At 46.3% G+C, this 15,993-nt stretch carries 13 protein-coding genes; all 13 read right to left on the bottom strand.

Translation table 11 applies throughout. The features are described 5' to 3' along the window. Nucleotides 1-22 precede the first annotated feature (22 nt). Nucleotides 23-496 carry an SPASM domain-containing protein gene (locus HDT28_03180; protein ID MBD5131585.1) on the bottom strand — a complete coding sequence of 158 codons (474 nt, stop codon included), beginning with the start codon at nucleotides 494-496 and terminating at the stop codon, nucleotides 23-25. After that, nucleotides 454-1,383: a radical SAM protein gene (locus HDT28_03175; protein MBD5131584.1), complete on the bottom strand. Its 930-nt coding sequence runs from the start codon at nucleotides 1,381-1,383 to the stop codon at nucleotides 454-456. Before HDT28_03175 ends, HDT28_03180 begins: the two co-directional genes overlap by 43 nt. Before the next feature lie 12 nt (nucleotides 1,384-1,395). After that, nucleotides 1,396-2,148 (bottom strand): hypothetical protein, encoded by a 753-nt coding sequence (locus HDT28_03170; GenBank protein ID MBD5131583.1) that lies wholly within the window; start codon nucleotides 2,146-2,148, stop codon nucleotides 1,396-1,398. A 54-nt stretch (nucleotides 2,149-2,202) separates the two neighbouring features. Continuing rightward, nucleotides 2,203-2,589, bottom strand: coding sequence for a sigma-70 family RNA polymerase sigma factor (locus HDT28_03165; protein MBD5131582.1), 387 nt, complete (start codon nucleotides 2,587-2,589; stop codon nucleotides 2,203-2,205). A gap of 312 nt (nucleotides 2,590-2,901) precedes the next feature. Beyond that, on the bottom strand, nucleotides 2,902-3,702 hold the full coding sequence (locus HDT28_03160) for a helix-turn-helix transcriptional regulator (protein MBD5131581.1): 801 nt from the start codon (nucleotides 3,700-3,702) through the stop codon (nucleotides 2,902-2,904). Nucleotides 3,703-3,809: 107 nt separating this feature from the next. Next, nucleotides 3,810-4,370 (bottom strand): hypothetical protein, encoded by a 561-nt coding sequence (locus HDT28_03155; protein MBD5131580.1) that lies wholly within the window; start codon nucleotides 4,368-4,370, stop codon nucleotides 3,810-3,812. After that, nucleotides 4,370-4,717: a DUF3795 domain-containing protein gene (locus tag HDT28_03150; protein ID MBD5131579.1), complete on the bottom strand. Its 348-nt coding sequence runs from the start codon at nucleotides 4,715-4,717 to the stop codon at nucleotides 4,370-4,372. Before HDT28_03150 ends, HDT28_03155 begins: the two co-directional genes overlap by 1 nt. Nucleotides 4,718-4,748: 31 nt before the next feature. Continuing rightward, on the bottom strand, nucleotides 4,749-5,312 hold the full coding sequence (locus HDT28_03145) for a carbonic anhydrase (protein ID MBD5131578.1): 564 nt from the start codon (nucleotides 5,310-5,312) through the stop codon (nucleotides 4,749-4,751). A 23-nt stretch (nucleotides 5,313-5,335) separates the two neighbouring features. Continuing rightward, complete coding sequence (locus tag HDT28_03140; GenBank protein MBD5131577.1) at nucleotides 5,336-6,901, bottom strand: hypothetical protein; 1,566 nt, start codon at nucleotides 6,899-6,901, stop codon at nucleotides 5,336-5,338. A 2-nt stretch (nucleotides 6,902-6,903) separates the two neighbouring features. Beyond that, nucleotides 6,904-8,085: a 1-acyl-sn-glycerol-3-phosphate acyltransferase gene (locus HDT28_03135; GenBank protein MBD5131576.1), complete on the bottom strand. Its 1,182-nt coding sequence runs from the start codon at nucleotides 8,083-8,085 to the stop codon at nucleotides 6,904-6,906. A 155-nt stretch (nucleotides 8,086-8,240) separates the two neighbouring features. Next, nucleotides 8,241-8,786: a hypothetical protein gene (locus HDT28_03130; GenBank protein ID MBD5131575.1), complete on the bottom strand. Its 546-nt coding sequence runs from the start codon at nucleotides 8,784-8,786 to the stop codon at nucleotides 8,241-8,243. A 192-nt stretch (nucleotides 8,787-8,978) separates the two neighbouring features. Next, nucleotides 8,979-12,890, bottom strand: a complete 3,912-nt coding sequence (locus HDT28_03125) for a hypothetical protein (protein ID MBD5131574.1) — start codon at nucleotides 12,888-12,890, stop codon at nucleotides 8,979-8,981. A 268-nt stretch (nucleotides 12,891-13,158) separates the two neighbouring features. Then, nucleotides 13,159-15,804: a pyruvate, phosphate dikinase gene (locus tag HDT28_03120; protein MBD5131573.1), complete on the bottom strand. Its 2,646-nt coding sequence runs from the start codon at nucleotides 15,802-15,804 to the stop codon at nucleotides 13,159-13,161. Between the last annotated feature and the right edge of the window lie 189 nt (nucleotides 15,805-15,993).

Raw genomic sequence — 15,993 nt, 5'->3', positions numbered from 1 at the left:
AATAAAAAACCTAATGCGGTTTTTATTGAATATTATTATAAATCTTTTTGAATTCTTCGGGATTATTATCTTTAATTCTTTTCAGTTCGGTATACGTGAATTTATCTCTGTAAAATGTTGCCGCCTTTATTAGTTCTTCATCCCGACAATAATAACTCTCTATTTTATTAGCGGTATCCGAAAGCCAATGATATATTTGAGAATCGGTCTCTTTGACCACTTCTACAAAATACCGTGCAAGCAGAAAAAGGTGGCGCTTTATCTCGCACATAATAGGATCTACGCCGTTAAAATTCCCGTATTTGTTAAATGATACTATTTTACATTCCCCGCCGCAAATACCGCGCGCAAAACAACCGTTACATTTGTTATTTCTCTGACTATTCCACATTTCTTCTATTTTTCTCAGCCGTATGCCGTATTCCAAATCACCCACGACTCCGCCCTCTATACCTACCGCCGCAGGACAAAAATGAATGTTTTTATCGCCCGCCAAAAAAAACGCCCGATTCCCGCATCACAACGACCGTAGACGTTTCTGCCAAGCAGGGTGCGCTTTAAAAACTTACCGAAATAATCATCACCGTTAATAACGGAATAAATATACTTCTTATCACCCGATAAAGTTTCGTCTAACAGGAATTTTACCAGTTTATCGTATCTGTCGCAAACAGCTTGTATATCCAACTCTCCGTCGGTATACCTAACGGGCTTCATACTGATCGTAGGCAATAGCTTAGACATACTTAAAAACGATTCCAACAGATTGCCGTCCGTATAAGTCATAGCCAAACCCACGTAGTCGTTATGTTCTATCGCCTTGATATTATTTGTAACTACGTCGTAGCTTCCTTTTCCGTTGTGAAAAATTCTGTTCTTATCGTGGTTTTCTTTCGTTCCGTCCAAACTAACGCCAAACAGTATTCCCGCCGATTGAAGCTCTTTAACCGTATCGGGCGTCAACAACACTCCGTTTGTGACAAAAGTCGGTAGAAACTCTCTTAAATATCTATCGCTTAAACTATTGCAATATTTTGCTATCTGTAAAGCTAACTCTTTATGTAATAGAGGTTCTCCCGCACCCGACATATCTATGATATATCTATCCGCATTAGGATAAACCTGCATGACGCAATCAACAAATCGCTTAATATCGTCTAAACCTAATTCTCCGCCGATTTTCTTAAAGCAATATTTGCAGTTAAGATTGCAGCTTTCACTGATATGCAGACACATTGTCACAGTACTCACGTACTGCGGAGAAAACGGCACGCTATCTACATTGGAAAAATTTTCCGAATTGTTTTTTGCGTTTGTTTCAAGCGGTAAGCACTCATCATCTAATTCATAAGTCCTATCAAAAATCTTAAACGTCCTTAGCATGATATGCACCTTTTATTCCTGCGATAAAAGCAATATTTCGATAAGCTCGAACAATCTCGATTCATCGCTATTTTTCAACGTGATATAGTAGTCGTAGCTATCCCATTGAAAAATTCCGTAAGAATTACCGTTGACCGTAAACCACTTTACCAAGCAGTCCGAAACCGTGCTCTCTTTTTTACATATCCATATATTATATTCCAAAAAGTCCAACGGGTGATCATCGGGACAAATAACGTATTCGATATCGTCATTTGTTTCCATATTGCAAAGGCTTACGCACAATCCTAAGAAATCTTCTGTTGCATAGTGTTTGTATTTTGTTACTTCGTAATCAGAAACATTATCCCATTCAAAGTACAGAAAGCTCGTGCCGTTTGCTTCATTGTATTCTAATACGGTGCAATCTAATTCCATAGGTATATACTCACACCCGGGTCCGCCGCTACTGTCGCCAAGTGGTTCACCGCCTGTTGTACCACCAGTATGATCATTACTCGTTGTTCCACCATTATGATCATTATTTGTTGTTCCGTCATTATTCAACAATAAAGAAGGAATTAATACAATAGCCAAAGCCGCCGCTGTCGCTAACGGCGCAAAAATGGAAACACGCTTTAAAATCGACTTTTTCGGATGCGCACCCTTTTCGGTATTTTCGCTCTGCGCGAGCTCGGGGTGGATTTGTTTAAGCGCGTTGGCTAACGCTATATTATCATTCGATTTGTTCTCTCGAATTTTTTTATGAAGATCTTGTTCTCTCAAGCTAACCTCTACTGTAAATAGGAGTATGTTTTATTAATTTGTTTTGTCCAAAAATTACTTTAAATATTTATCTAATTTTTTCAGGGCTTGTTTTAGGACATAAGCGACAGCGCTTTTTGGAATATTCATTTCTTTGGATATTTCTCTGAAAGTCATATCCATAAAAACTTTATATTCTATTATTGTGCGCTCTTGGTCATCCAAACGCGCTATCGCCCGTTCTATATCATATTTATTTAAACGTTCATTCTCATTAAAAACCACAGGACTTGTATCTTTGTATTCTTCTAAGGCTATGTATTTCTCCAATGACTCGTCTCGACTTACTTCTTCACGGTTCAATTTGTACGCTTCATTTTGAGTTATTCTCACGATCCAAGCCAATCCGTTTTTTGAATTATCAAAAGTTTTTATAGCGCGTAGAATTCTATCGTATGCCAAAAAAACACATCCTCAACCAGTGATTTATCAATTAAATACTTATACGCTATGTATTGCATATATCCACGCGAATAATCAATAAACTCCTCCAAACAATCTTCACCCTTCATTAACCTTAATAAGAATTTATTGATTTTTTCGCGTGTCGATCTCATTGAAAAATATACCATTATTAATAACAGTTGTCAACACCTATCTCTGCCATCATATCAAAAACTAAGTATTAATAATGTAAAATCTTATACATACAAAAGCGATATCGACAAAATTTCGACGATACCGCTTATTGATTTTAACTTAATTTATTTAAGCTCACGAGAGCAACGACTTGACTATTGCCGCCGCCCAACGCAAGAGCGACGGAACTGTCTCGTCGATCAAGACTTTTACGTGCTCTTTCAGTTCCAAGGTCAGCTTACCCACGTGCTCGAACGTACTGCCCACCGCCTTAGTGCCGGCTATCGCTATCGGTGCGTACGCATGGTCGCCTATTGCTACGTACTGCCCGACTGCGAGCGCGCCTACCGAAATATCGCCTATCGCAACCGCGCCGAGTGAGAACACACCGAAACTGATAGAGCCGACCGAGAATATGCCCGCCGCAATCGCACCCACGGCGAACAATGCCGCAGAGAACAGCCCTACCGAAAACAACAACCCGAGCGAAAGCGTGCCGATAGAAATAACGCCGAGCGATAAAACTCCGACCGACACCACTCCACAGGACTTTACCCCTACCGCGATAATTCCGCGCGCATTCACGCCGATAGCTATTATTCCGCGCGCGTTCTTGGCAATATGCCACAGCGGCAAACCGCCTATCATCTTTTTGCTTTTGCGTTCCTTAACGGATAACGAAGTACCGCTTATCTTTATATCCTGCGAAGAAGTAGATTTTTCATTCTCGTTCGGTTCAGGCGCGTCCAATAATAAATAGTCCGACGAGCAACCGAACAGCTCGCAAATCTTAATTATTTTTTCCGTTTCGGGATAAGCCAAATCGCTCTCCCACTTGCTGACCGACTGCCGCGAAACGCATAAAAGATCCGCAAGCTGTTCTTGCGTATAGTTTTGCGTCCTACGCAGCTTAGCCAGTTTATCGCCGAAAGTCATATACTTTGCTCCCAATGTTGAAATCAAAACAATTATACAATACGCGAATATAATATGCCACCGATTTTCGGTTTCTATATGTAAACTTTCGGTTGCTTTTTTCCGCTTTACATGGGTTTCAGATTTTTATTGAGTCTATCTACCATCCAAGCAATGCGTTTTTCGCGCCCTGCTTCTGTTTTAGCATCCAGATACGCCTTTACGTACGTTTTCTTTACCGACAAAGGCATTGCCTGAAAATTAGTATACGCAGGCTCGTACGACTTCAAAACTTGGGATAAAGCGTCGATTTGTTCGTCCGTAATCGCTGCGGGTTTTGGCGCGTCCCACTGCCCGTTGTGCTTGGCTTCTTCTATCTTGCTTCTGCCGTAATCGGTCATTAGCCCGCGTTCTTCGAGGCTTTTTACCAATGCCTTATTCTTCTCAGACCATTTGCTGTTCTTTCTACGCAATGAAAAATATTTTTTATATGTATCATCGTCAATGCTTTGCATTTGTCCGTCTATCCAACCGAAGCAAAGCGCTTCTTCCAGCGCTTCCTCGGCTTTCAGCGTTTTGGGCTCGCCGCGCTTGCCGAACAAAAGCCAAACGCCGTCGGTTTCCAGACAATGCTCGTTAAGCCAGCTCCTGAATTGATTTCTATCGCCGAATATCAAAGTATCGTTCATTATTTGTTTTCCGTCGTTCCTTTAAGATTAGAAAGCGCTTCGGGATTGTTAGATACGACCATTCCTACGGTCCGGCAACAGTCCATAGTAGCGCAATCGCCGCAGGTTTCGCAGCCTTTGCCAAGCGCGCACTGTCTTATTGGACAAAGACTGTCGCAATATGGAGTTTTTACTCCGTCGGCGCGGCAACCCTCGCAATTGATCATTTCCGCAGTGATTTCCACCCCGTTCAGCTTCGACCAAAGCTTAGCGACCTTTTCCCGCAAAGAATTATCGTCGTTAAGCGTAGCAATTCGCGCGTCGCACTTTTCGCAATCAAGTCCGCAATATGCAATAAGTTTTTTCATGGTTCGTTTTTCCTTTTGTTTAGGGGGCGTGCTATTGGGATATTATATCAAAATCGACAACGCCGCTTTCGGTGTGATAGAGCGCGCCGATAACGGTAAACTCGCCCGTTTTATTCAAAAGTTTTTCTATTTTTTCAACGCTGTGTTTTACGTTGAGAATACTCGCCTTAACGGTATCTTTTTCATTCCCGACGGCGTGCTTGATCTCGTCTGTAAGAAACTTAACGTACCCGTTGTTTTCGTTTACGGCGGCGCTTACCGCACCACAACCCGTGTGACCGAGAACGACTACAAGCTTACACCCAAGATGCTCCGTCGCGTATTCTATACTACCGAGCTGGCTATTGTCTATCACGTTGCCAGCAACGCGTATAACGAATAAATCGCCTATCCCCGCCGAGAAGATGCTTTCGGGAATAACACGCGAATCGGAACAGCTCACGATTACGGCATACGGCTTTTGCCCATGCTCGCTCGTATACTGTCGTCTTTCGGGCGAAATATCGCCGACGCCTGTCGCGCAATTTATGTAGACTTTATTGCCGTCTTTTAGCCGTTCCAATGCGGTAGCTGCGTATAAATTCTTATCTTGCATAATTAAACGTAGATCGGCTCCTTTTAATTCTCGGGCGTATTTTCGCTATCGGTCTGCACAGCAGCGGAATCTAAAACGCTTTCTACGTCGTTTTGATTATTCTCGCTATTCGTATTTACTTCGCCGTCGATTTCCGCTCCGTCGGGCGCGCCGTCCGCTGTCGCCTCGGCGGTCGCGGCTTTTGGAGTTCTCCGTCTGAAAATCTTATTCCTAAACAGTACCAGGTTTAAAAGCACGAACGCCACGCCGACCACAAGACAAGTGATCAGCGCGTTCAGATCACTTTGCGGCGCGAAGTTCGCCAAAAACATCAACGGGAAACCGAACACCATCGCGGGCACGTTTTGAAATACTAAATTCTCGCTTGCGGGCGTGCGGTAAGTTCCGTCTATCTCACGCAGCAAAATCATGCCCGTGCTTGCCGTGCCGGTAAGCATACCGAAGAACGCCAAAAACTGCTCGTGACGGTAAGACGCGAACTGCCGTTTACATACGAAGTTTACGTAGAACACGGTGACGAGCGCGCCCAAAACAGCCAAAATAAGCAATACGCCCCAGTACGATACGAGGAGCGGTATTCTTATTGCCGCAACGCCAGCTACTATCATAAGGTCGAAAGCAAATCCGCCTATTCTGTCCATCATAAAGTTATTTACGATCTGCTTCTTTATGAGCTTTTTATCGTAAAGCTTGTTGAGCACGGCTTTTACGGGTATTGTCAAAAGCACGCCGATAAAAAAGTTAAAGCCGAACAGCGTTGTGGCAAGCGACGGGATGAGCTTAGATAAGCCGTACATTATCCCGAACGACGCGGCGTATACGGCAAGCACGATCGCCACCTGCACGGTAAATTTATCCATGGACGAAACAACCGAAATCTCGTTGCCGTCCTCGTAATCTGACAGTGTAAAGCTCTTTTCCTTTTCCACTATCTCTATCCGCCCCTTGCGGCGCATAATATTGATATAAATAACGCCGACTATGCACGCTACCAAAAAACCGAGCGCGGCGATGGTCAAGCCGAAATTACTTCCACCGGTAAAACCGTAGCTTTCAAAGGTATTGCCGAAATTCATTGCTTGTCCCGTGCCCTGACCAAACCCGAACGCAAGCAAAATACCCGCCGCCGAAATCAGCCCGTCGGGATGAAACGCCGCTACGGCAATGAGCGTAACAGCCAAACCGACGAACGCCTGTATTAAATATCCGTTGACGGTAGTCAAGCCCGAGTTAAACACCTCGCCCGCGCGCTGTTTATTGAACTTCTTCTTGGAAGTACGCATACCCGAAGCGACGAAACCTATACCGAGGCAATGATAAGTTATAAGCTCCAAAATCGTCATACCGTTGAAGCCGCCGCTCTCGCCGCTTCCGCCGAACAGCGAAAAATTAAAGAAATAATCGCCTGCGCAATAGTATGTAATCGTCGAAATGATCAACAATATCAAACCGCCGATAACCGATACTGGTATCAAGGTCTTTTTCAGGAACGGAATGAACCGTCTGAGAACGTTGCCCAAAAGCATACTGAATAGCAATACCGCTATCAGTATTAAAAAAGCCCAAACGTTTAACTCGGAGTAATCCATAATCAGCCCTCGCTTATCGGCTCGGCGATCCGCCTAAGCCCGTCGAAAATATGCACGTATTTTATTGCGCAAAACCGCTTATTGCCCTTGACCTGCAAAATCTTCCCGTCGTAATAAAAATTGAATTTCTTTTTACCGACCATTGTCAAAGCCGAAATATCCTTTAAAGGGTAAACGCGTTCTTCCTTTCGATCGGCAATTATAATATTATCTTTATTTATCAAAACGCGGTCGCCCGCAAGCTTTTTCTTTCTTTTGAATTTAACGCTTTCGCGGAAAAGTATGCCGTCGTCGCACACTTCCAAACCGTTTGATACCATTTTAACGATTTCCTTGCGCTCCCACTCGAACCACTCGTATATGCGCGTATAGTCGTTTACGGGCGGAGAAATCGCAAGCTTATTCGTATAGGTCGAAGCCGTACCGCAATGCGCGCATTTGAATTTATGCTTATGCGACGAAATAACCGAAACGTTGTTGCACACGGGGCACAGATACAGTGCGCGTTCTATATACTCGGCGCGTTTACGGCTCTTGTATGCTATACCGGAAAGCGTATCGTCGACCGCAAGCTCGGTTTTGATTACGTCGAACAATTCTTCGGTCGGTATATCTTTGAGCTCGTCGGGCGATATTATTCTGCGCACGCTCCCCGTGCTGCGACCTTTTCTTATTGAATGTCCCCAGCGCGGGTCGGTGCCGTAGCCGCCTTTTATATTGTAGATCACAAGCGGTACTTTAACCAATTTGGCAAGCTTTGCGATCGCGTCGGTCATTTCCCACTGTCCGCCGGAAATCGTGCGATTGCCCTCGGGAAAAATCCCGACCGCTCCCCCCTCCTTAATTACGCGCACCACGTTTCGCACCGCCGCCAGATCGCTTGCGGATTTGCTTTTGGGAATGGGCGCAACGAGATACCTAATGAGCGGCGAAACTTTAAGATTAAATATATCGTCCGAAGCCATGAAGTAAACGGGAAACTTGAACGACAGCGAAAGAAGGAACGGGTCCATAGTAGTCTGGTGATTGGATATTATAAGATACGGACCTTTTTTCAAACCGCTTTTTGCGGCGGTATAGCGATAGCGCAGTTTACAAAACAATCCGAAAATCGGGCGTAAAAACGCAAATACTCGCGCGTGCCGTCTTTTCGTCCAGTTTTCCTGTTTCTTTTGCTCTTTCACATTAAAATTATATCACGCAGCCCCAAAAAAGTCAAATCTATTTATATTAAGCAAAATAAAAAGCCTACTCCTTGGAATAAGCCTTATCAAGCATTATTATCTCATAGAATGATTTTATTCTATTGAGTTTTTAAAAAATGCGTTAAATTAGCAAATTAATATTTTTTAATTTGATATTTTTCAATAAACTGTGCGCAAACTGGCGAAACGTAGAAAACGTATTTACGGACTGTCTTTTCTCCGTTCGGAGTTACGTATTCAAATGTTTCCACGTTGCGCGGGGCGACCTTTTTTGCGACGCGTTCAAGGCTTGAAAATAATTTCGTCATGCAATCGGGGCGCGGGACCCACTCGTCGTTTTTATCATAGTAGCCGCTTATAACAAAAAGTCTTGCTCTGCTAATGGTTTTTGCATCGTACGAAATACGGGAAAAACCCGCTTCTATCAAAGTATTCCCCGACGGCGTGTAGCCGCTGTCTACGTACTCTCGCCCATCCTCGAAAGCCCCGATCTTTACTTCTCCCGCGGGCGGATAGTGAAAAAAATAATCGAAACAATTAGGCGTGATCAATGAAATATCATTACCGCGGATAACCTTTCCGTTTTCTTTCTTTAAGATCTCACAGCCTTTTTGCAAAGCCGTTTCCGCTATCTTTAAAAAACCGTCGTAATCAAGCCAATAGTTGATTTGTTTGCCCATGATCTACCCCGTATTCGGTACGCAATCTCGATAAAAACATTATATCGAAAAATTCCCGATTTGTCAAACGGCGCTACGAAAGCATTTAAAAATATAACCGCCCGCACGATACAGTGCGAGCGGTTAGACTTATTAATTACTTTCTCGGGTTTTTATGTTCACCTGTGCAGCCGTGTTACTATAATGGGCGATTCAGTTCCAATATGCAAATGCGTCCACATTGAACGAACCGCTTTTGCCTACAATCTTCAAGACGTGCTCGCCTTGCGCAAGTGCGTCGCCGGAATAAATATATGCAAGCGAACCCGCTTTTACTGCGTTTGATTCACCGAACGAGTTGTAAAGCGTTTCCGACACCTGAATATTGGGATTGCTTGCGGAAAGACTTACGTCCGATGCGACAAGCACTCCGTCAATATAGATATCAACCGTGCCGTAATCAGAGGACTTTTCGGCAAAATATGCAACCCGCGTACCGGTAAAGGTGTACGAAACGCTGCTGCCCGCTTCCGCAGTGTAGATTATGCCGTAATCGCAAAGAGTGTTTTTTGTTCCCCATTCGCCCGAATAAATGACGTTTTCGTCGTGGGGCGTTGCCATATTTCCGTTGGCAAAAACTATACCGTACGAGAAATCGATGCTGTTCATTGCAAAATAGCGACCGTTATCGGTCTTGGTTACTACCAGCTTATAATACTTTATTTCCGCAGCGTCGAAACTATAAGTCTTATTTCTTGCGTCATTAGTCACAGCATCGACTTGTTCGGTTAAAATCGTGTAATTTGTGCCGTCCTTACTGCCGTAAAGTTTGAAGCTCTTAACCATGCCGTTGTTTTTATTCTTATAGTCGCCCTTGTAGCCATTGAAGGTAACTCTATTTACCTTGCGTACGGAACCTAAATCAACGACAAGCTCTAACGGCTTATCTGCGGTAATATAGTTCTCCGCACCGCCTTTGGAATGGAAATACGTATCTGCTTTACCGTCAAACATATTTGCAATGAGTAAAGTGTCGTCCCAGGACTCGTAGTTTACGGAAACAAGCGACATAGTCGAAGCAGATATATTTTCAATGCCCGAGTACTTATAAGTGTAGTTGCTCTCGAAGTGGTAATCCGTTTCGAATTTCTTGGACTCTTCCAATTTTGCATCAATGCTCGCCTCCGCAATCGCGCTTGCATCGCTGAATGCCGAAAAACTGCCGTTGGACTGTTTAGCCGCTACGCCGATACCGAAGAAATCCTGCCAGTCATTTTTTACATTAAGCACGACCTTAAAATAAACAAAACTATTGTTTGACGTAAGCTCATGCTCGTAATACTCGTTTGCTACGTAAGCGGTACCGCTATTCCTGTCGAACGTAAACGCCTTTTCCCAGGTAGCGCCCTTATCGTATGAGAGATAAAGCGTTCCTTTGCCTCTGCCTTTAAGCGTAAAACGGTAAGTGTTGGCGGCGGAAAAATACATAACGCCGTCAAGCGTCTGTATCGTCTTACCTACTTCCAACGCCTTGTAATGACCTTCCGTGTTTGAAACGGTTTTATCAAATGTGTCGTCGAGATAGTTTCTGCCCGAGCCCCAAATCTGCGTATTGGTTTCCTGCGTGCAAACGTTTTTCCTTGTTTCGGTTGACGCATAGCTACCGAAATCGAAGGTTTTCGTCTGCTCGTTATAAACCGCGTCGGATGAAGGCATACTCGAAGCTTCGTCATACGTATAAGTAGTTCTGTATAAGGTCGAAATAATTCCCTGTTTGAGGTTTATTACAAGGTCTATGTCTTCAACCGTGAAAGCTTCGTCGTCTTTGGTAATACCGAGGGTTACGATGAAATTACCCGAATAAGCCGCGCCCGACTTGGGAGTGTACTTTACTTTGTTGCCGTCAAGTTTCGCAACCGTGCCGTTCGCAGGCTGAGTAACGCTTTTAACCGTTACGGTAAAGCCGTCGGGAACTACGAGCGCCTTGCTTGCAAAGCTATTGCCCTTGAAATTATTCTTGTTGGTGAAATCCATCGTGAACTCGCCCGTGCCGTAAGAAAAGGGCTGAGCGGTCGTTATGTATTCCTTTTTGCCGTCGTAAATAATGCTTCTGCCTACCTGATATACGGAAGAAACAGGCACGAACATGGGATAATTTTTAGCCTGCGCCGCATCTACCGCCGCCTGAGATACGCCCCTTGACGTTCCCACACCGAGATTAAGTACGCTTGTAAAGTAGTACGTCATATCAAGATGGGTGGCGCTTACGAGGTTATTGAAGTAAGTGGTTGCACCGCTGTCCTTACCGCCTTTCGCCGCGGCTATAAACTTATCCTGACCGATATTGTGTAAAAGCGTTGCATATACCGACAAATCTTCACGGGCACTGCCGTTTCTGCCGTTTACCAAAAGCTCGCCAAGCGATTTAGACGGATCCGTAAACCTGTTCCAGCCGCCGTTGCCCCAGCCCGTAGCGGACGTTCTGCCCGCGGAAATTCTCGTATAAAGCGAATATGAAATTAACGTAGTTGCGTTATTGGTTACTTCACCGCCGTTTTTCAGACCGTAGCCTTGCCAGCAATGGTTATATTCGTGCATGGTGCCCCAGCTTCCGCTGTTGACGAAATGATTGTAATTGAGTGCTTCCGCAAGCCAGCTCGGGGGACAAACTACACCGTTTCGTCCGGGGTTGGCAAACGCCGCGCCCGCAGCTATGTAACAGTCACCTATAATATACACGGGGGCACTTGCACCCGAAAGACCGTTCGCCTTTACGCGGGTCGAAACCTCGGCAATCTTATCCCAAAGAACAGCCGCGTCGGTGCAGTTTTCGTAAGTGAAGTCTTTAAGCGCAAGCCCGTTCGACGACGCATATTTATGTGTCGTAAAACGAACGGAGTCGAATACCTCTAGATCGAAATAGGGTGCGGTTGAAGATTTGTTGAACTCGTACTCCTCGGGAGTGGTTACGCCGAGAATAAAGTGCTGGTATCTTACCGCGCCGGAAATAGTTACGGAAACCTTGCGTTCCACACTGTTATTTATAGGACGAAAATAGATAGGTCCGCCAAGGAAAGAACCGACGTACGCAGTGGCTATACCGTTTTCAATGGTAACGTTTTTGTATTTATCCCTGAGCTCGAATTTGCTTAAAATATCGGTCATACGTGTAAAGCCGTTGCCCTTTACTCCGCTCGAAGTAAATTCCACAGCGACCTGCTGGTCAAGGTTATAGTTCTGACCGATATACACGGCAATTCCGCCGGCAGCTTTATACTCTGCCTCGGGTATCTCGATCTTAATAACTTCACCCGCGGGCGCATATAAACCCGTAATCGTGGTAGAAGCAAGTTTCGCATGAGTTAAAGCCGTAATTTTCTTGACTATACGGGGTTCTTTGTCCGAAAGCCCGCCGCCGTACATTGTAATAGACGCCGTATGCTTGTACAACATTCTATATTTTTTATTAAACTGCTCATTTACGGTCGTAGAGCCCTCGACGACTTCTTCGCCCTCTTCAAGGCCCGCGTCTTCACCGCCCGAAATAACCTCGCCCTCTTCATCTTCATCGTCCTCGTCCACGTCGTCACTATTGGCAAGGATACGCTGACCGTTCTTCAAAAGATAGCCCTCGGCGTCTATACCGTTGTATATACCGCGCGATCTCCACGTCGGTTGAGGTAACAGCGAAATACTTTCCCAGTAAATCGCGTCCCTGTTATTAGTCGAAGTTTTAAGATTTCTCCCGTAATAGGGATATTGGGTTACGCCGTAGGTTTCATGCTCGTCCATTACTTCCTTTACGGGTTTTACAACTTTGTCAACCGCGCCGAGATACTCGCTTGTTTGCGTTGCACGCGCAGTACCCTTTTCATAGCCGCCCGTAATCTCGGCGGCGGTGGCATTTTTAACTTCAACCGTCTCGGTAGACTCAACCGGAGCAACGGGGCCCTCAAACGAAGTAACAGGATCGTCAACCGAAGTAGAGGGATCATCAACTGAGGTAGAGGGACCCGTAGGGGGTTCGGAATCTCCTCCGCTGCTTTTGTTGCAGCCCACAAAACTAAACGAGAGTATTACCGCAAGCAAACAACTTAAAATAGAAATTATCTTCTTATTTTTCATAAAAACCTTCCTTGTGATATTATATGAAACCATTTGATTACATTTTATAATTTTTTACGAAAAAAATCAAGCATTATTAGATATAAACCGAAGATCAAAAGCTTTGGTTAAAAATATAACCGTGTGTGAATGGTTTTCAAGTGAAACGCCCGACGAAGCGTCGAGCGCAACTTTAAATTATACTACCTAATATTTTGCCGTTTCGCGTTGCACGTTAAGAAAAACAAAAAAGGAAGGCTTTCGCCCTCCTCTTTCGTTATCCTTAAAATTATTTTCTCGGGTTTTTGATATTCGCCTGCGCGGCAGCCAATCTGGCGATCGGAACGCGGTACGGCGAGCAGGATACGTAGTTCAAGCCGATCTGGTGGCAGAACTCGATGGACGAGGGATCGCCGCCGTGTTCGCCGCAGATACCGCAGTGAAGGGTCTTACGCTCTTTCTTGCCGAGGGTGACAGCCATTTCCATGAGCTTGCCTACGCCCGTCGTGTCGAGCTTAGCGAACGGATCGAACTCGTAAATCTTGTTACTGTAATAGCTGGGGAGGAACTTGCCCGCGTCGTCGCGGCTGAAACCGAACGTCATTTGGGTCAAGTCGTTCGTGCCGAAGCAGAAGAACTCGGCTTCCTTGGCGATCTCGTCGGCGGTAAGCGCCGCTCTCGGGATCTCGATCATGGTGCCGACCTCGTATTTGAGGTTGACGCCCGAAGCCTTGATGATCTCGTCGGCGGTCTTAACGACAACCTTCTTAACGAACGCCATTTCCTTGACTTCGCCGGTAAGCGGGATCATGATTTCGGGAACGACCTTCCACTTAGCGTGGCGTTTCTGGACCGCGATAGCCGCTTTGATGACCGCTTTGGTCTGCATAACGGCTATTTCGGGATACGTTACGGTCAAGCGGCAGCCGCGGTGACCCATCATCGGGTTGAACTCGTGGAGATCGCTTATTATCTGTTTGATTTGGTTAACGGTTTTGCCCTGTGCCTTAGCGAGCGCTTCGATATCCGCTTCGTCGGTGGGAACGAATTCGTGGAGCGGCGGATCGAGGAAACGAATGGTAACAGGCTGACCTTCGAGAGCTTCCATAAGCCCTTCGAAGTCGGCTTGCTGCATGGGCTCGATCTTGGCAAGAGCGGCTTCGCGCTCCTCTACGGTGTCGGCGCAGATCATTTCGCGGAACGCGCCGATACGCAGAGGATCGAAGAACATATGCTCGGTACGGCAAAGACCGATACCCTGCGCGCCGAACGCGGCGGCTTGCTTAGCGTCTGCGGGCGTATCCGCGTTGGTGCGAACGCCGAGAGCCTTATACTTATCCGCAAGAGCCATGATCCTGCCGAAGTAGCCCGAGTTGGGATCGGCGGGAACGGTGGGGATCATGATGTTATAGATGTTACCGGTCGAGCCGTCGAGCGACAGCGCGTCGCCTTCCTTATAAACCTTGCCGGCAAGAGTGAACTGCTTGTTCTCCTCGTCCATCTTGATATCACCGCAGCCGGATACGCAGCAGGTACCCATGCCGCGCGCAACGACCGCAGCGTGCGAGGTCTGTCCGCCGCGAACGGTAAGAATACCCTGCGCGTACTTCATGCCCTCGATATCCTCGGGGCTGGTTTCCAAACGGACGAGTATGACCTTGTTGCCTTTCTTGCCTTCCACAACGGCGTCCTCGGCGGTGAATACGATCGTGCCTGCGGCGGCGCCGGGGGAAGCGGCAATGCCCTTGCCTACGACATTGTTCTTGTCGGCGTCTTTAAGGGCTTTCGGGTCGAACTGCGGGTGAAGAAGCATATCGAGCGACTTGGCGTCGATCTGCATAAGCGCTTCTTTCTCGGTTATCATCTTTTCGTCGATGAGGTCGCAGGCGATCTTGATAGCGGCGGCGGCGGTGCGCTTGCCGTTACGGGTTTGGAGCATATAGAGCTTTTCGTTCTCGACAGTGAACTCCATATCCTGCATATCGCGGTAGTGGTTTTCGAGAGTCTTGCAGACCTGCTGGAACTGCTCGTATACCTTGGGGAATATCTCCTTCATCTTTTCGATGGGCATGGGAGTGCGAACGCCCGCAACGACGTCCTCGCCCTGAGCGTTGGTAAGGAACTCGCCCATAAGGCCTTTCTCGCCCGTAGCGGGGTTACGCGTGAAAGCAACGCCCGTGCCGCAGTTGTCGCCCATGTTGCCGAACGCCATCATCTGAACGTTGACAGCCGTGCCCCACGAATACGGAATGTCGTGGTCCATGCGGTAGATGTTCGCGCGGGGGTTGTCCCACGAACGGAAAACGGCTTTGATAGCTTCGAAAAGCTGTTCCTTCGGATCGTCGGGGAAGTCCTTGCCGAGCTGTTTCTTGTACTCGGCTTTGAACTGCATAGCGAGCGCTTTAAGGTCGTCGGCGTTAAGGTCTACGTCCTGAGTTACGCCCTTCTTCTCTTTCATCTCGTCGATGAGCTTTTCGAAATATTTCTTGCCCACTTCCATAACGACGTCGGAGAACATTTGGATGAAGCGGCGGTAGCAGTCCCATGCCCAGCGGGGGTTGCCCGATTTGGTGGCAATGGTGTTGACGACCGTTTCGTTAAGACCGAGGTTGAGGATGGTGTCCATCATGCCCGGCATGGAAGCGCGAGCGCCCGAACGAACGGAAACGAGAAGCGGGTTCTCTTTGTCGCCGAACTTCTTGCCGCAGATCTTCTCCATCTTGTCGATGTAGGTCATTATTTCTTTTTGAATACCGTCGTTAATCTTGCGACCGTCCTCGTAGTATTGCGTGCAGGCTTCGGTGGAGATGGTGAAGCCCTGAGGTACGGGAAGACCGATGTTGGTCATTTCCGCAAGGTTAGCGCCCTTACCGCCCAAAAGCTCGCGCATTCCGGCGTTGCCTTCGGTGAAGAGATAGCAGTATTTCTTTGCCATTGTTTTTATTCTCCTTGAATGTATTATTTGTCCACGCAATATTTTACCATACCTTTTATTAAAAGGCAAGCATTTTGCCTACTTCTTTGAAAAGAAGTAGGCAAGAAACTTTTAGTGTCGTGTATTTGCTTAGGTGGTTCATTAGGCGTTACACCCGAGAAATAGCTTATCGTTATAAATTTATCTACG

Source organism: Clostridiales bacterium, assembly GCA_014799665.1.
GTDB lineage: Bacteria > Bacillota > Clostridia > Christensenellales > Pumilibacteraceae > Anaerocaecibacter.
Note: the sequence above shows the minus strand (reverse complement) of the source record. Positions and strands in the feature narration are given on the sequence as shown.